This is a genomic window from Actinacidiphila oryziradicis (assembly GCF_005047355.1).
In the GTDB taxonomy this organism is placed as follows: Bacteria; Actinomycetota; Actinomycetes; order Streptomycetales; family Streptomycetaceae; genus Actinacidiphila; species Actinacidiphila oryziradicis.
Map to the genome: position 1 here is coordinate 1 of NZ_SUMC01000051.1, position 15,916 is coordinate 15,916.

Here is a 15,916-nt window from a genome sequence, read left to right on the forward strand (position 1 = left end):
GGCTGATCTCGGGGTGGCGTCCGGTAATGGCAAGGGGCAGATCTTCGTCAAGGGCGAGGTGATCAAGACCGTCCCGGAGTCGAAGATCGTCGAGACCCTGATCGAAGAGGCGATGAAGATCGCCGAGCAGATGGAGGCCGACGGCATCGCCTCCGGCGAGCCCCAGGTGAGCATCAGCTGATCCGCCCGCGGTTCGGAGATCCCCAGCCCGCCCCGCGGCTACCGGTCCACGGGGCGCAAGGACAGCGGTAAGCGCCGCCGAAGCACAACCCGCGCCCCGCAAGGTAAAGTGCGGGGATCAGCTGCCCGCTGCGCTGCGGCCCGTACGGTGAGGCGCCCACGTGTTGACGACGACGACCATCAAGGTCCTGGAGCCAGGCGACCTCGAGGCCGCCCTTGAGGTGCTGGGGCGCGACCCGGTGGCGAATGCGTTTGTCGCCTCCCGGGTCAATGTCGCCGGGCTCGACCCATGGCGGCTGGGCGGCGAGATGTGGGGCTGGTATGCGGGCGGGCGGCTCACCAGCCTCTGCTACGCAGGGGCGAACCTCGTGCCCGTATGCGCCGGGCCGGACGCGATCCGGGCGTTCGCGGAACGGGCCCGCCGTTCCGGCCGCAGGTGTTCCTCGATCGTCGGTCCCGCCGGGCCGACCGCCGAGTTGTGGTCGCTGCTGGAACCGAGTTGGGGCCCGGCCCGCGAGGTCCGCTCCCGCCAGCCGCTGATGGTCACCCGGGCGCTGCCGGCGGATATCACGCCCGACCCGCTGGTACGACGCGTGCGGCGGGACGAGATAGACGTGATCATGCCGGCGTGTGTCGCGATGTTCACCGAAGAGGTCGGCGTCTCCCCGCTCGCCGGGGACGGCGGCCTGCTCTACCAGGCACGGGTCGCCGAACTCGTCACCAATGGGCGGTCGTTCGCGCGGATACAAGACGGCCGGGTGGTGTTCAAGGCCGAGATCGGCGCCGTCACCCGGCACGCCTGCCAGATCCAGGGCGTGTGGGTCGCCCCCGAACACCGCGGCCGCCGGCTCTCCGAATCCGGCATGGCGGCAGTCCTGCACTACGCGCTCCGCGATGTCGCGCCGATCGCCAGTCTCTACGTCAACGACTTCAACACCCCGGCCCGCGCGTCGTACGAACGCGTCGGCTTCACCGAGGTCGGCGCATTCATGAGCGTCCTGTTCTAGTAACGTCCCCGCCCATGGATGACGTGCTGGTCGGCCCGCTCGACCTCGCTGCCCGGGTCGATGAGGCACTGGCCGTACAGGCCCTCGCCTTCGGTCTCGACGACGACGAGATCGCCATCCGCCGCCAGATCGTGCTCCGCCACCTCATGTACCCCGGGGCGCGCGCGCTCGGGGCCACCACAGCCGCGAACCGCCTGGTCGGCTTTGTCTACGGAATGCCCAACGACCGTGCCCACTGGTGGTCCACCGTCGTCGAGCCCTATATGCGCCGCACTGGCACGGAGCAGTGGCTCAACGACTCCTTCGTCATCACCGAACTGCACGTCCTGCCCGCGTACCAGGGCCGCCGTATCGGCCGGACCCTGATCACCACCATCACCGACACCGCCGCCGAACCCCGCAGCATCCTCTCCGCCATCGATGTGGAGAGCCCCGCCCGCGCCCTCTACCGCACCCTCGGCTACACCGATCTGGCGCGCCCGGTGCACTTCCCGAGCGCCGCGACCCCGTACGCCGTCATGGGCGCCCCGCTGCCGCTCCGCCGATAAGCGTTTCGGCTCCCCGGCCACAGGCCGATATCCTCGCCGGACACGTCGTACAGCTTCCCCTGGAGTGCCCCATGGTCCTGCGCATGTCCCGTCTGATGCTCAAGACGCTGCGCGACGACCCGGCCGACGCCGAGACCGCCAGCCACAAACTGCTGGTCCGCGCCGGCTATGTGCGCCGTTCCTCGGCCGGGATGTGGATCTGGCTGCCGCTCGGCAAGAAGGTGCTGGAGAACATCTCACGCGTCATCCGTGAGGAAATGGACGCCATCGGCGGCCAGGAGGTGCTCCTCCCGGCGCTGCTGCCCCGTGAGCCGTACGAGACCAGCGGCCGTTGGTCGGAGTACGGTGACCTGCTCTTCCGCCTCAAGGACCGCAAGGGCGCGGACTATCTCCTGGGCCCCACGCACGAGGAGATCTTCACCCAGACGGTTAAGGACCAGTGCACGTCCTACAAGGACCTTCCGGTCATCCTGTACCAGATCCAGACCAAATACCGGGACGAGGCCAGGCCCCGTTCCGGGGTGCTGCGCGGGCGCGAGTTCCAGATGAAGGACTCGTACTCCTTCGACACCACCGACGAGGGCCTGGCGGAGTCCTACGACCTGCACCGCGCCGCCTATATCCGCATCTTCACCCGGCTCGGCTTCGACTTCCGGGTGGTCTCCGCGATCTCCGGCGCGATGGGCGGCTCCGCCTCCGAGGAGTTCCTCGCCCCGGCCGCCGCCGGCGAGGACACCTTCGTCGACTGCCCGGCCTGCGAGTACGCAGCGAACTCCGAGGCCGTGACGACCGTGGTCGGGCCCGTCAAGGACGTGGACCACCCGGCGCTCAAGGAGGTCGACACCCCCGACACCCCCACCGTCGAGGCACTCGCGGCCCACCTCGGCGTCCCGGCGTCCGCGGTTCTCAAGAACCTCCTCGTCAAGGTCGACGGCGAGATCACCGCCATCGGTGTCCCCGGCGACCGTGAGGTCGACCTCGGAAAGCTCGCCGAACATCTCGCCCCCGCCACCGTCGAGCTGGTCACCGCCGAGGACTTCACCGGCCGTCCCGATCTCGTACGCGGCTACGTCGGCCCGCAGGGCCTCGGCATCCCGTATCTCGCCGACCCGCGCATCGCCCCCGGCACCTCCTGGGTCACCGGAGCGAACGCCCCGGACCGCCACGCACTCAATGTCGTCGCCGGCCGCGACTTCGACGTCGACCGCTACCTCGATGTCGTCATCGTCCAGCCGGGCGACCCCTGCCCGGTCTGCGGCGCCGGCCTGGCCCTCGACCGCGCGATCGAGATCGGCCACATCTTCCAGCTCGGCCGCAAATACGCCGACGCCTTCGAGCTCGATGTGCTGGGGCAGCAGGGCAAGCCCGTCCGCGTCACCATGGGCTCCTACGGCATCGGCGTCTCCCGTGCGGTCGCCGCCCTCGCTGAGCAGACCCACGACGGCGCCGGTCTGTGCTGGCCCCGCGAGGTCGCGCCCGCCGACGTGCACATCGTCGCGGCCGGCAAGGCCGTGCAGACCGAGTTGGCGCTCGATCTGGCGGGCAAGCTGCACGCCGCGGGCGTCCGGGTGCTGGTCGACGACCGGGCCGGTGTCTCACCCGGCGTCAAGTTCACCGACGCGGAGCTGATCGGTGTCCCCACCATCCTCATCGTCGGCCGCGGGGCCGCCTCCGGCGTCGTCGAGCTCAAGGACCGCCGGACCGGGGCGCGTGAGGAGCTGTCCGTCGACGAGGCGATCGCGCGGCTCTCGGCCTGACGCTGCCCCGCGCCTGCGGCGGCGGGCTCCTCCCAGCCACCCATTACCCGGGACAGTCATGTCCCGGTGCTGAGGCACGCCGGACAGTGCCGGGCCGCCGGGCTGCTGGCCTCGCCGTGCCGGGTAACGGGTGGGTGGGCGGCGGGAGACCCCCTACAGCCAGCCGGCGAACTCCAGCAGTAGCTCGCCGCCCTCGCGGTCGCCGACCGTGAACGACCAGACGCCGGCCTCGACGGTGCGGAAGAGGGTCCAGCCGCGCAGCCGTTCCTGGTCGACGTCGAGCGCGTCGGAAAGCTTGGCCACGCGGCGCCGGGCGGCTGACTGGGGGCCGGGGGAGGCGGCGAGGGTCTCGAGGCGGTCGCGGACGAGCCAGGCCAGGTCGTAGGCGCGGTCGCCGACCAAGGGCTTGGGGTCGATGGCCAGCCAGGGCGTGCGGTCGCCGGCGAGCACATTGCCGTGGTGGTAGTCGCCGTGCAGCAGCACATCCTCCGCGGGGGCGGCGAGCAGCCGCTCCCGCGTGCCGATCGCGTCGTCGATCAGCGGCCGTAGATCGGCGGCCCACGGCTGCTCGCGCCGGGAGCGCAACGTCTCGACGAGCTCCGCGGTGTACTCCGCGACGGTCCCGAAGGGGTGCTCGGCAGACATCGGCACCCAGAGCCGTTGCAGCGTCGCGGTGGCCTCCAGCATGGCTTTGGGCTCCGGCAGCGACCGCAGCGAGACATCGCCATGCAGCCGCTCCAGCAGCAGTACGCCCTCTTCCGGACCGGCCCGCAGCAGACGCACCGCGCCACGGCCGTCCCAGTGGGAGAGGGCAGCGTGCTCATGCCGCGTTTCCATGGTCACCATGCCGAGCTTGAGGACGGCAGGGCTGCCGTCCGACTGCCGGACGAGGACGATCATGCTGATCTGGCCGCCCGGATCGAACACGCGCTCGGCCCGCAGCTCCCACCGTTCCAGGTACTCCGCCGCCCGCCCGGGAAGGCTCGCGAGCCAGGCGCGGCCGGTGTCGCCCGCCCAGGCGCCAACCGTGCGCACCAGACGCTCGGGTGGTTCGAGCCGTACTGAAGCCATGGTTGAGCTGTCCCTCCGCAGGTCTGTGCAGGTCTGTGCAGATCCATAGATCTATGCCGTGTCGGCCCTTTCGGCCAACCCCGGGAAGGCTACGCTCCCGCCGCGCCAGCCCACGGCCCGCACCGCGGCGTCGCGCAGCGCGCCCGCGGCCTCGCGCCGCAGATCGGCGGTGGCTGAGCGGACGAGGTCGGCGTAGACGGTGGCGACCCGCTCCTCCAGCACGGTGGCGAGCCGCACGGCGGCGGTGGCGTCCGGCACGGCGAAGGGCAGGGCGTAGGCGGGCGCGGCGGCGGCCGGGGTGCCGCCGAGGTCGCGCACCGTCCGCCGAAGCGAGTCGCGGCGGGCACGGTGTGCGTTGTAGGCCTGCTGGGCCTCGCCCCGCCGGGCCTCGCCGATCCGGGCGCCGACGACGCCGTAGCCGTATATGGCGGCGTGCTCGGCGGCGAGTGCGGCCTGGACAGCGGTGAGCGGCTCCTTGGCCATGGGTTCAGTTCCCCTTCTGCGACTTCTGGAGCTTCTGGAGCGCCGCCCGGAGCAGCAGGACGTGCCCTGCCCCGGCGGCGGCCACGGACGCGAGCAGCCGGGCGAGCTCGGGGGACGCGTCGAGCAGCGCGGTGGTCCGGGCGTCGGCGAGCCGCTGCTCGGCGTCGGCGAGCACGGAGACGCCCTTGCCGGCATCGCCCGGATCGGCACCGCGTGACGGGGACGGGGAGGGAGAGGGGGATGCGGATGCGGACGCTGAGGGTGAGGGTGACGGGGCGGACGCCGCTCCGAAGGCTTCGGCGTGCCGGGCCACCTCGGCACGTAGCGGTCGGAGCTGTACCGCGAGCCCGGGGTGGGCGGTGGTGGTGGCGTCGTACCGCGCCAGCAATTCCGTACTGTCTTTCGCCGCCCGGGCCCGCAGCACGGTTTCCGGTGCGGCTGTGGTCTTCGGGCTGCCCGGCGTGTCCGCGCCCTGGGCGGCGCCTTCCGAACACCCGGATGCCCCGGCGATCGCGCCGAGCCCGGCGGTGAGCAGTACGGCGCGTCTCGCCGGTTGCATGGAATGTCCCTTTCCTGGGCGTGTGCGGATGATCACTGCGGGGCACATTACCCGCGCCGCCTGGGCGTATCCCGCGTACCCCCGCGAGGGCGTGGGCGCGGTTGGCTCCGGCACCCCGGTCTGTGCCGCTATGGCTGCCGTCCTCCCCGCGACTCCGTCCGGGGATGCCCGTCGGGAGAGGTTCCGCGGGCGGTGGGCGAAGGTTGGGAATCGTCGTTCAGCGGTCGGAACCGATACGCTTTGACCGACACGCGACCTTCCACACAACAGCACACGCGGCCGAGGAGTCACCCGGATGAGCACCACCCAGAGCGAGAGGCTGCGCGGACTCCTGGAGCCGCTCGTCGCCAAGACGGGGCTGGATCTCGAAGAGATCAAAGTGACGGCGGCGGGCAAGCGGCGGCAGCTGATGGTCGTGGTGGACGCGGATGACGGCGTGGAGCTGGACACGGTCGCCGAGCTGAGCCGGGAGATCTCCAAGGCACTCGACGAGACCGACGCCATGGGGGCGGGCGAGTACGTACTGGAGGTCACCTCGCCGGGTGTGGACCGTCCGCTGACCGAGCCGCGGCACTTCCGGCGCAATGAGGGCCGCCTGGTGAAGCTCACGCTGCGTGATGGCGGTGAGCTGGTCGCGCGGATTGTCGCGCTGGATGACGAGGGGCTGGATCTGGAGGTCCCGGGGGTCAAGGGACGTAAGCCCAAGCCCGCCCGTGCGGCGTTCGCGGACATCGCGAAGGCCCGGGTGGAGATCGAGTTCAGCCGCAAAGAGAAGAACGAAGACGACGACGCAGCGGACATCGCCGGCGACGAGAGCACTGAGGAGGCGTAGCTGTGGACATCGACATGAGTGCCCTGCGGGGTCTGGTACGGGAGAAGGAGATCTCGTTCGACCTGCTGGTCGAGGCGATCGAGTCGGCGCTCCTCATCGCGTACCACCGGGAGCCGGGCAGTCACCGCAACGCCCGGGTGGAGCTGGACCGCACCAACGGCCACGTCACGGTGTGGGCGAAGGAGGACCTGTCCGAGGTCGCCGAGGGCGAGAAGCCCCGCGAGTTCGACGACACCCCGTCCGGTTTCGGCCGGATCGCGGCGACCACCGCGAAGCAGGTGATCCTGCAGCGGCTGCGCGACGCCGAGGACGAGATCACCTTCGGGGAGTTCGCGGGCCGTGAGGGCGACATCGTCACCGGCGTGGTCCAGCAGGGCAAGGACCCCAAGAACGTCCTGGTCGATGTCGGCAGGCTGGAGGCGATCCTGCCGGTGCAGGAACAGGTCCCGGGTGAGGAGTACAAGCACGGCACACGTCTGCGCTCGTACGTCGTACGGGTGGCGAAGGGCGTGCGGGGCCCGTCGGTGACGCTCTCCCGTACGCACCCGAACCTGGTGAAGAAGCTCTTCGCCCTCGAAGTGCCGGAGATCGCGGACGGGTCGGTCGAGATCTCGGCGATCGCCCGCGAGGCCGGGCACCGTACGAAGATCGCGGTGCGGTCCACCCGGTCCGGGCTGAACGCCAAGGGCGCGTGCATCGGGCCGATGGGCGCCCGGGTCCGCGCGGTGATGGCGGAGCTGAACGGCGAGAAGATCGACATCGTCGACTGGGCGGACGACCCGGCGGAGATGGTGGGCAACGCCCTGTCACCCGCCAGGGTGAGCAAAGTCGAGGTCGTGGACCTGGCGGCGCGGTCCGCCCGGGTGACGGTGCCGGACTACCAGTTGTCGCTGGCCATCGGCAAGGAAGGGCAGAATGCCCGGCTGGCGGCGCGGCTGACCGGCTGGCGCATCGACATCCGGCCGGACATCCAGCCGGAGGACCAGCCCGACCCCCGGTCCGACTCGCGCTCCGACTCCAGGTCCGACAGCCGGTCCGACTCCAGGTCCGACACCGAACGGTAATCAAAGAACAACCGTGCGTCGAATAACCCGAAGGGGTGAGGTCGGCGCGGGGAGGTAGACTTAAGAGTGTCTGGCCGGACGCGAGAACCAGCATGCCCCGAGCGCACCTGCATCGGCTGCCGGGAGCGAGCGGCCAAACAGCACTTGCTGCGTGTGGTGGCGGTCGGGGGTGCATGCGTCCTCGACCTTCGCGGTACGCTGCCCGGTCGGGGTGCGTATGTGCATCCCGGCACCGTCTGTCTCGATCTGGCGGTCCGCCGCCGGGCGTTCTCCCGGGCCTTCAGGGGCCAGGAGGCGCTCGACATCGCGGACTTGCGCCGGTATGCCGAGCAGTCGACACCGTAGTAAGCGTAAGAAGCAAGAAGTGAACGGCACGGGTCACCGTGCGGTCAGGTACCCCCGCGAGTTGGAAGTAGGTCGAGATTGCGATGAGCACTCGATGAGCACGCGATGAGTACGCCCATGAAGTAGCGACGGTCCGGCGGACGATCACCCCGGACCTAGAAGGAGCGAAGTGGCTAAGGTCCGGGTATACGAACTCGCCAAGGAGTTCGGCGTTGAGAGCAAGGTCGTCATGGCCAAGCTCCAAGAACTTGGCGAATTCGTACGTTCGGCGTCCTCGACGATCGAGGCGCCGGTTGTTCGCAAACTGACTGACGCATTGCAGGGACCGGGTGGTGGCGGCGCCGGCAAGTCCGCTGCCAAGCCCGGGGCACCCCGCCCCGCCAGGCCGGGCGCCCCCACTCCGGGTGCGACGGCTCGTCCCGGTGCGCCGGGTCCGAGGCCGACGGTGGGCTCCGCGCCCACGCCCGGCCCGCGCCCCGGTCCGAAGCCGGCCCCGGCCGCGCCGGCTCCCGTCGCCGAGACTCCGGCGCCGGTCGCCGAGACCCCGGCACCGGTTGCCCCCGCGGCGCCGTCCCGTCCCGGCCCGGTCACCCCGGTGCCGCAGGCGGAGTTCACCGCGCCGCCGTCCGCGCCTGCGGCCTCCCCGGCCCAGGAGCGTCCGGCGGCACCGCGTTCCGGTGCCACGCCCGGCCCGCGCCCGGCCCGTCCGGCGCCCGCCGGCCAGCAGGGCGGCGACCGTCGTGACGGCGGCCGTCCCGGCGACCGTGGTGACCGTGGCTCCCGTCCCGGTGGCCAGGGTGCGCACCCGGGTCCCTCCGGGCGAACCGGCGGTGCCCGTCCGGCGGGTCCCCGTCCGGGCAACAACCCCTTCACGTCCTCCGGCTCCACCGGCATGCCGCGCCCCGGTGGTGCCTCGCGTCCCGGCCAGGGCGGTCCCGGTGGTGACCGTCCCGACCGCGGTCCCCGTCCCGGCGGCCAGGGCGCTCCCGGCGCACCTCGTGGTGCCGGCGGCCCTGGTGGCGCTCCCCGTCCCGGTGGCGGCCCCGGTGGCCCCGGCGGTTCGCGTCCGAGCCCGGGTGGCATGCCCCGTCCGCAGTCTTCCGGTCCGCGTCCGAACCCGGGCATGATGCCGCAGCGTCCCGCTGCCGGCGGTGCCCCGGGTCGTCCGGCCGGTCCCGGTGCACGTCCGGGCGGTCCCGGCGCGCGTCCGGGCGGTGGCGGCGGCGGTGCCGGTCGTCCCGGCGGCGGTGGCGGCGGCTTCGCCGGTCGCCCCGGTGGCGGCGGCGGTGGCGGTCGTCCTGGTGGCGGTGGCGGCTTCGGCGGCCCGCGTCCCGGTGGCGGCGCTCCCGGCGGCGGCGGTGGCTTCGGCCCGCGTCCCGGTGGCTTCGGCGGCCGTCCCGGCGGTCCGGGTGCCCGTGGTGGCACGCAGGGCGCGTTCGGTCGCGGTCCCGGCGGTCGTCCGGCCCGTGGCCGTAAGAGCAAGCGTCAGCGGCGCCAGGAGTACGAGGCCATGCAGGCCCCGTCCGTGGGCGGTGTGCTGCTGCCCCGCGGCAACGGCCAGCAGGTCCGTCTTTCGCGCGGTGCCTCGCTGACCGACTTCGCCGAGAAGATCGGCGCCAACCCGGCGTCGCTCGTCCAGGTGATGCTCAACCTCGGTGAGATGGTCACGGCGACCCAGTCGGTCTCCGACGAGACGCTGCAGCTGCTCGCCGACGAGATGAACTACGTCCTGGAGATCGTCAGCCCGGAGGAGGAGGACCGCGAGCTGCTCGAGTCCTTCGACATCGAGTTCGGCGAGAACGAGGGCGGCGAGGAAGCGCTCGTCTCCCGTCCGCCGGTGGTCACCGTCATGGGTCACGTCGACCACGGCAAGACCCGCCTGCTGGACGCGATCCGCAAGACCAACGTGGTCGCGGGCGAGGCCGGTGGCATCACTCAGCACATCGGTGCCTATCAGGTCGCGGCCGAGGTCAACGGCGAAGAGCGCAGGATCACCTTCATCGACACCCCGGGCCACGAGGCGTTCACCGCCATGCGTGCCCGTGGTGCCAAGTCCACCGACATCGCGATCCTCGTGGTGGCGGCGAACGACGGTGTGATGCCCCAGACGATCGAGGCGCTGAACCACGCCAAGGCGGCCAATGTGCCGATCGTGGTCGCGGTCAACAAGATCGACGTCGAGGGCGCGGACCCGACGAAGGTGCGCGGTCAGCTGACCGAGTTCGGCCTGGTGGCCGAGGAGTACGGCGGCGACACCATGTTCGTCGACATCTCCGCCAAGCAGAGTCTGAACATCGACAGTCTGCTGGAGGCCGTGGTCCTCACCGCGGACGCCTCGCTCGACCTGCGGGCCAACCCGGAGCAGGACGCGCAGGGCATCGCGATCGAGGCTCACCTCGACCGCGGCCGCGGCGCCGTGGCCACCGTGCTCGTCCAGCGCGGCACCCTGCGGGTCGGCGACACGATGGTTGTCGGCGACGCGTACGGCAGGGTCCGGGCGATGCTCGACGACAACGGCAACAATCTCGATGAGGCCGGTCCCTCGACCCCGGTCATGGTGCTTGGTCTGACCAATGTGCCCGGCGCCGGCGACAACTTCCTGGTTGTCGACGAGGACCGCACCGCCCGCCAGATCGCCGAGAAGCGTGCCGCTCGTGAGCGGAACGCGGCGTTCGCCCGCAAGGGCATCCGGATCTCCCTGGAGGACCTGGACAAGGCCCTCAAGGCCGGCGAGGTGCAGCAGCTCAACCTCATCATCAAGGGCGACGCGTCCGGTTCGGTCGAGGCCCTGGAGTCCTCGCTGCTCCAGCTCGACGTCGGCGACGAGGTGGACATCCGTGTCCTGCACCGCGGTGTGGGTGCGGTCACCGAGTCCGACATCAACCTGGCGGCGGGCTCCGACGCCATCGTGATGGGCTTCAACGTGCGGGCCGAGGGCCGTGCCACGCAGATGGCCGAGCGCGAGGGTGTCGACGTCCGCTACTACTCGGTGATCTACCAGGCCATCGAGGAGATCGAAGCGGCGCTCAAGGGCATGCTCAAGCCGGAGTTCGAGGAGGTCGAGCTCGGTACCGCGGAGATCCGCGAGGTCTACCGGTCCAGCAAGCTCGGCAACATCGCCGGTGTGCTCATCCGCTCCGGCGAGGTCAGGCGGAACACCAAGGCCCGCCTCCTGCGCGACGGCAAGGTCATCGCGGAGAACCTCAACATCGAGGGTCTGCGGCGCTTCAAGGACGACGTCACCGAGATTCGTGAGGGTTACGAGGGCGGTATCAACCTCGGCAACTACAACGACATCAAGATCGACGACGTCATCGCGACCTACGAGATGCGCGAGAAGCCGCGCGGCTGATCGTGTGTAGGTGCGACCGGGGCCGATCGGCGGAGGAAATTCCGTCGATCGGCCCCGGCCGTTGCCCTTAGTGTTGAGGTTACTGTTCACGACGAGGCCTCACAGGGCGGCTTGCTCTGATGCCCATGTATGCAGGGACTCTGTCCTTTGATCTGCTTCTCGGCGACGTACGCTCGCTGAAGGAGAAGCGCTCCGTGGTCCGGCCCATCGTCGCCGAGCTGCACCGCAAATTCGCGGTCAGTGTGGCGGAGGTGGGGGACCAGGACCTCTACCGCAGGGCCGAGATCGGCATCGCGGTCGTGTCCGGGGAACTCGCGCACGTCCAGGACGTACTCGACCGGTGCGAACGCTGGATGATCGCCCGGCCCGAGGTGGAGCTGCTGTCCGCCCGGCAGCGGATCCACGGGGATGATGACTGATGACCGATCCCAAGATGACCGATCCCAGATGACCGGTCCGAAGACGACTGACCCGAAGACGACCGAGCCGAAGACGAGAGAAGAGCACCCATGACCGACACCGCGCGGGCGCGCAAGCTGGCGGACCGCATCCGGGTCGTGGTCGCGGAGACCCTGCAGCGGCGGATCAAGGACCCGCGGCTGGGGTATGTGACGATCACCGACACCCGGGTCACCGGTGACCTCCGGGAGGCGACCGTCTTCTACACGGTCTTCGGCGACGACGAGGAGCGGGCCGCCTCGGCGGCGGCCCTGGAGAGCGCCAAGGGCGTCCTGCGCTCCGAGGTCGGACGGCAGACCGGGGTGCGCTTCACCCCGAGCCTGGCGTTCGTCGCCGACGCACTCCCTGACACCGCGCGCACCATCGACGACCTGCTCGCCAAGGTCCGCGCCTCCGACGAGGAGGTCCGCAAGACGGCCACCGACGCGGCCTACGCGGGCGACGCCGACCCGTACCGGAAGCCGGTGGACGAGGACGACGACATCGCCACCGCGGCCGCTGTCGACGACGACGACGAGGACGCATGAAGGACGGCCTTGTCATTGTCGACAAGCCTGCCGGGCTGACCTCGCACGGAGTGGTGTCCCGTATGCGCCGCCTCGCCGGGACCCGGCGGGTGGGCCACGCGGGCACCCTCGACCCGATGGCGACCGGAGTACTCGTCATCGGCGTCGAGAAGGCCACCCGGCTCCTCGGGCACCTCGCCCTCACCCGGAAGGAGTATGTGGCGACGATCCGGCTCGGCCAGACCACCGTCACCGACGACCGCGAGGGCGACATCACGGCGAGCGCCTCCGCCGCCGGCGTCACCCGCCAGGCGATCGACGCCGGAATCGCCAAGCTCACCGGGGACATCCTTCAGGTGCCCTCCAAGGTGAGCGCCATCAAGGTCAACGGCGTGCGCTCCTACACCCGGGTGCGTGAGGGCGAGGAGTTCGAGCTGGCCGCCCGTCCGGTCACTGTCTCCTCCTTCACCGTCCAGGGCATCACCCCGGCCGGGGAGGCGGACGGGGCGGCCGGGCTGCTCGACCTGGACGTCACCGTCGAGTGCTCCTCCGGTACGTACATCCGTGCCCTCGCCCGAGACCTCGGCGCGGACCTGGGCACCGGCGGGCACCTCACGGCACTCCGGCGCACCCGCGTCGGCCCGTACGGGCTGGAGCGGGCCCGTACGCTCGAACAGCTGGAGGAGTCCTTCGAGGTGCTGCCGATCGGCGAGGCGGCGGCCGCCGCCTTCCCGCGCTGGGATGTCGACGCGGACCAGGCCCGGCTGCTGGGGCACGGAGTCCGGATAACGGCCGCCGGCCTGGGGGAAGGGCCGACGGCCGTCTTCGGTCCGGAGGACCGGTTCCTCGCGCTTGTGGAGGGAAAGCGCGGTGAGACCAGGATCCTCGCCAACTTCGGCTGACGCATGCCCTATTGGGTGGCCGGTCCGGGACAAGACCTATTCCGGCCCGGCTGTTGTGAACGCCGTGGGACGCCGCCGTTCCTCCCCTGAACGGCGGCGGCCCACAACTCCCCTCCCCGTGGTGCTTATCCACCTCCCAACATCAATTCACCCCGATGGCCGGGCGCTCGGAGTGAATGGAGGGGTGCATGGGGGCGCGTTCGCCGTCGGAGCTGTTGTGGCGATCATCCGGCCCCTACTGTCGGCAGCGGGTGATCCAGTGGGTGACTCGCGGGGGAGGCCGGCGCGGACAAGGCGCTTGTGCACCTCTGCGACCTGGCCGGGCGGCTGCGCGGCACGGGGTTTCTCGCGTACGCATCGGGCACTTCCGGGACGCTGCTGACGAGCCATGAGGCCGCCGAAGGCCCCGTACAGCTCGTACTGCACGCCCACGGCGACCAGACCGGCCTCGTCGAAGTGCCCGCGATCACCCCGCTGCCCGAACTGGGGCTCGCCCTAGGGTCTGTCCGGCCGATCTCCGCGGCGTCGCGTGCCCTGGCACCAGCGCTCGCGGCGTTGTCGTCAGTCGACGACGCTCCGCGTCGCCTCCCTCCTCCGCCTTGCGATCACAGGCGCCAGACCCCGCTCCTTCTCCCACGGAGATCGGCCGGACAGGCCCTAGTGGCCATCGAGGGGCTGGCCGTGCCCCCGCTGCCGGTCGCCGTCGGCGGGCCCGCGCACCGCGACCGCCGGGTGCGGCTGGGGGCCCGTATCTGGACGGACGCGGCGATCTCCGGCACAGTACCCGTCACCTGCACCGCGACTACACCGCGACCGACCGCTGGGCGCACGAGGAGCGGCTCGAGCGGCATGCCGTGGCAGCCTCGTACGGGCTCCGGGCGGCCCCGCATCACCTCGGCAGCAGACCGCGAGCTGCTGCGCCACGCCGCCCTGGCCATCCTCGGCCGCCCGGCCGACCGCACCCTGCACGGCGCCGCGCCCGGACTCCTCGTACGCGACCCGGCGACCCGCTCACGGCACCTCCCGGACGCGCTCGCGCCCTTCGCCGCCGGTGACCCGCAGCTACCGGCCGGCGCGCTTGCCGCGGCCCTGGGGACCCACCCGGAGCCGGTGCTCGCAGCCTTCCGGACCCGGCTGCGCGAGCCCGGTGCGGGCGCGGGCGAGGTGCTGCGGGAGCTCGCCGAAGTGACCGCCCCGGCGCTCGCCCGCCGGGCAGCCGCCCTCGTACAGGACCACTTCGACCACCGCCCCGAGGGCGCCACCCACACCGCCGCCTACCTCGACCAGCGCCTGGAACACGGCCCCGCCGTGCGCTCGGTCCTGCGGCCGCTCGTCACCGGCATCCTCCGAGCCCATCCCCCGGAGGTGCGCCGGGCCCTCGCCCGGTCCTCGCCGCTCCCGGCACCCACGCCTCCCGGCCGCTCCGGCAGGAGCTCCTGGATGCCCTCCTGGAGTTCGAATCCGACCCGGACGTCCTGACACCCTGCTGCGCGCCGCCGCCGACGGCTGTGCCCGCTGTCCCGCCCTCAGCACCCGTGACCTGGTCCACCGCGTCGGACTCCTCCTCGGCCGCTCCACCGAGGGCGCCGCCTGCTTCGACCGCCGCCTCGTCCAGCTCGCGACCGGTTCTCCCGGCTTCACCGCCAATTGCGCGGCTGGCTCGATTCCGACGCACCCGGCCGGGACGTCCCTCGGAGCCGCCCCGCCGCCGGTAGCGGCCCGCTGACCGGCGGACCCGCCGACTGCGCGCGGCGCAGTGCGAAGCACCCCCCACCGGCTGCGAAAACCCCCCGCGCCGCAAGCACGACACAAAGGCATGGCAGTCTTGGAGCGGCACATTGCGGAAGCACAATGCGAGGAGCAGACACAGTGCAGCGCTGGCGGGGCTTGGAGGACGTTCCCGGTGACTGGGGACGCAGCGTCGTCACCATCGGCTCGTACGACGGTGTGCACCGCGGCCACCAGCTGATCATCGGACGCGCCGTGGAGCGCGCCCGGGAGCTGGGCCTGCCGTCGGTGATCGTCACCTTCGACCCGCACCCGAGCGAGGTGGTGCGCCCCGGCAGCCACCCGCCGCTGCTTACCGCGCACCACCGCCGGGCGGAGCTGATGGCGGAGCTGGGGGTGGACGCCCTCCTCATCCTCCCCTTCACCTCGGAGTTCTCGCGGCTGTCGCCGGGCGACTTCATCCGCACCGTCCTCGTCGACGCGCTGCACGCGCGCGCCGTCGTCGAGGGCCCGAACTTCCGCTTCGGGCACAAGGCCGCCGGGGACGTCGAATTCCTCTCCGCCATGGGCCTCAAGTACGACTACGACGTCGACATCGTCGACCTGTATGTCACCGGTGAGGCCGGTGGCGGCCAACCGTTCTCCTCCACCCTCACCCGCCGCCTGATCGCCCAGGGCGACGTCGCCGGCGCGATGGAGATCCTCGGCCGTCCGCACCGCGTCGAGGGCGTCGTCGTGCGGGGCGCGCAGCGCGGCCGTGAGCTGGGCTATCCGACCGCGAACGTCGAGACCGTGCCGCACACCGCCATCCCGGCGGACGGGGTGTACGCGGGATGGCTGGACGTGGCGGGCGAGGCGATGCCGGCCGCGATCTCGGTCGGCACCAACCCGACGTTCGACGGCACGGCCCGCACTGTGGAGGCGTACGCGATCGACCGCGAGGGCCTGGAGCTGTACGGGCTGCATGCAGGCGTCGGCTTCCTGGCGTACCTGCGCGGCATGGAGAAGTTCGACACGATCGACGCGCTCCTGGAGCGGATGGCCGACGATGTGAAGCGGGCCCGCGAATTGGTGGCGGCCGAAGAACACGAGGGCCGGCGGTCCTAGGCCCTGTCTGACAGAT

At 71.4% G+C, this 15,916-nt stretch carries 15 protein-coding genes and 1 pseudogene; 13 read left to right on the top strand and 3 right to left on the bottom strand.

What is annotated here, in order from left to right; genetic code table 11:
• From FCI23_RS35485 to FCI23_RS35500, 4 genes and pseudogenes are all read left to right on the top strand, one after another.
• Positions 1 to 181, top strand: a pseudogene (locus FCI23_RS35485) (flavodoxin-dependent (E)-4-hydroxy-3-methylbut-2-enyl-diphosphate synthase); the annotation flags it as partial.
• Positions 182 to 341: 160 nt separating this feature from the next.
• Positions 342 to 1,187 (top strand): GNAT family N-acetyltransferase, encoded by an 846-nt coding sequence (locus FCI23_RS35490; protein ID WP_136728289.1) that lies wholly within the window; start codon positions 342 to 344, stop codon positions 1,185 to 1,187.
• A 14-nt stretch (positions 1,188 to 1,201) separates the two neighbouring features.
• On the top strand, positions 1,202 to 1,735 hold the full coding sequence (locus tag FCI23_RS35495; protein WP_136728290.1) for a GNAT family N-acetyltransferase: 534 nt from the start codon (positions 1,202 to 1,204) through the stop codon (positions 1,733 to 1,735).
• A gap of 71 nt (positions 1,736 to 1,806) precedes the next feature.
• On the top strand, positions 1,807 to 3,492 hold the full coding sequence (locus tag FCI23_RS35500; RefSeq protein ID WP_136728291.1) for a proline--tRNA ligase: 1,686 nt from the start codon (positions 1,807 to 1,809) through the stop codon (positions 3,490 to 3,492).
• 153 nt (positions 3,493 to 3,645) lie between these two features.
• Here the strand turns inward: FCI23_RS35500 and FCI23_RS35505 are convergent, their stop codons facing one another.
• The 3 genes from FCI23_RS35505 to FCI23_RS35515 are packed head-to-tail and all read right to left on the bottom strand — an operon-like array spanning position 3,646 to position 5,605.
• Positions 3,646 to 4,563, bottom strand: a complete 918-nt coding sequence (locus tag FCI23_RS35505; protein WP_136728292.1) for an aminoglycoside phosphotransferase family protein — start codon at positions 4,561 to 4,563, stop codon at positions 3,646 to 3,648.
• 51 nt (positions 4,564 to 4,614) lie between these two features.
• On the bottom strand, positions 4,615 to 5,046 hold the full coding sequence (locus tag FCI23_RS35510) for a ferritin-like domain-containing protein (RefSeq protein ID WP_136728293.1): 432 nt from the start codon (positions 5,044 to 5,046) through the stop codon (positions 4,615 to 4,617).
• A 4-nt stretch (positions 5,047 to 5,050) separates the two neighbouring features.
• Positions 5,051 to 5,605, bottom strand: coding sequence for a hypothetical protein (locus FCI23_RS35515; RefSeq protein WP_136728294.1), 555 nt, complete (start codon positions 5,603 to 5,605; stop codon positions 5,051 to 5,053).
• A gap of 295 nt (positions 5,606 to 5,900) precedes the next feature.
• On the opposite strand from FCI23_RS35515, the gene rimP reads away from it, so the two are divergent.
• From rimP to FCI23_RS35560, 9 genes are all read left to right on the top strand, one after another.
• Entirely contained in the window at positions 5,901 to 6,437 is a 537-nt protein-coding gene (gene rimP / locus FCI23_RS35520; RefSeq protein ID WP_136728295.1) for a ribosome maturation factor RimP, read from the top strand.
• Between the two features lie 2 nt (positions 6,438 to 6,439).
• Positions 6,440 to 7,501, top strand: a complete 1,062-nt coding sequence (gene nusA, locus FCI23_RS35525; protein WP_136728296.1) for a transcription termination factor NusA — start codon at positions 6,440 to 6,442, stop codon at positions 7,499 to 7,501.
• Between the two features lie 66 nt (positions 7,502 to 7,567).
• Entirely contained in the window at positions 7,568 to 7,846 is a 279-nt protein-coding gene (locus FCI23_RS35530) for a YlxR family protein (RefSeq protein WP_136728297.1), read from the top strand.
• Between the two features lie 169 nt (positions 7,847 to 8,015).
• Entirely contained in the window at positions 8,016 to 11,198 is a 3,183-nt protein-coding gene (gene infB / locus FCI23_RS35535; RefSeq protein WP_136728298.1) for a translation initiation factor IF-2, read from the top strand.
• A 125-nt stretch (positions 11,199 to 11,323) separates the two neighbouring features.
• Positions 11,324 to 11,617, top strand: coding sequence for a DUF503 domain-containing protein (locus FCI23_RS35540; protein ID WP_136728299.1), 294 nt, complete (start codon positions 11,324 to 11,326; stop codon positions 11,615 to 11,617).
• Between the two features lie 90 nt (positions 11,618 to 11,707).
• On the top strand, positions 11,708 to 12,184 hold the full coding sequence (rbfA, locus tag FCI23_RS35545) for a 30S ribosome-binding factor RbfA (RefSeq protein WP_136728300.1): 477 nt from the start codon (positions 11,708 to 11,710) through the stop codon (positions 12,182 to 12,184).
• On the top strand, positions 12,181 to 13,065 hold the full coding sequence (truB, locus tag FCI23_RS35550; RefSeq protein WP_136728301.1) for a tRNA pseudouridine(55) synthase TruB: 885 nt from the start codon (positions 12,181 to 12,183) through the stop codon (positions 13,063 to 13,065). The genes rbfA and truB overlap by 4 nt, the downstream gene beginning before the upstream one ends.
• A gap of 300 nt (positions 13,066 to 13,365) precedes the next feature.
• Positions 13,366 to 14,544 (top strand): hypothetical protein, encoded by a 1,179-nt coding sequence (locus tag FCI23_RS63225; protein ID WP_211265584.1) that lies wholly within the window; start codon positions 13,366 to 13,368, stop codon positions 14,542 to 14,544.
• Between the two features lie 390 nt (positions 14,545 to 14,934).
• On the top strand, positions 14,935 to 15,900 hold the full coding sequence (locus FCI23_RS35560) for a bifunctional riboflavin kinase/FAD synthetase (protein WP_136728302.1): 966 nt from the start codon (positions 14,935 to 14,937) through the stop codon (positions 15,898 to 15,900).
• Positions 15,901 to 15,916 lie beyond the last annotated feature (16 nt).

What these genes read in the sequence shown, in the direction of transcription:
- rimP (WP_136728295.1), top strand. Translation starts at nt 5,901, where the DNA reads ATGAGCACCACCCAGAGCGAGAGGCTGCGCGGACTCCTGGAGCCGCTC.
- FCI23_RS35495 (WP_136728290.1), top strand. Translation starts at nt 1,202, where the DNA reads ATGGATGACGTGCTGGTCGGCCCGCTCGACCTCGCTGCCCGGGTCGAT.
- FCI23_RS35515 (WP_136728294.1), bottom strand. Translation starts at nt 5,605, where the DNA reads ATGCAACCGGCGAGACGCGCCGTACTGCTCACCGCCGGGCTCGGCGCG.
- FCI23_RS35500 (WP_136728291.1), top strand. Translation starts at nt 1,807, where the DNA reads ATGGTCCTGCGCATGTCCCGTCTGATGCTCAAGACGCTGCGCGACGAC.
- FCI23_RS35505 (WP_136728292.1), bottom strand. Translation starts at nt 4,563, where the DNA reads ATGGCTTCAGTACGGCTCGAACCACCCGAGCGTCTGGTGCGCACGGTT.
- FCI23_RS35540 (WP_136728299.1), top strand. Translation starts at nt 11,324, where the DNA reads ATGTATGCAGGGACTCTGTCCTTTGATCTGCTTCTCGGCGACGTACGC.
- FCI23_RS35510 (WP_136728293.1), bottom strand. Translation starts at nt 5,046, where the DNA reads ATGGCCAAGGAGCCGCTCACCGCTGTCCAGGCCGCACTCGCCGCCGAG.
- truB (WP_136728301.1), top strand. Translation starts at nt 12,181, where the DNA reads ATGAAGGACGGCCTTGTCATTGTCGACAAGCCTGCCGGGCTGACCTCG.
- rbfA (WP_136728300.1), top strand. Translation starts at nt 11,708, where the DNA reads ATGACCGACACCGCGCGGGCGCGCAAGCTGGCGGACCGCATCCGGGTC.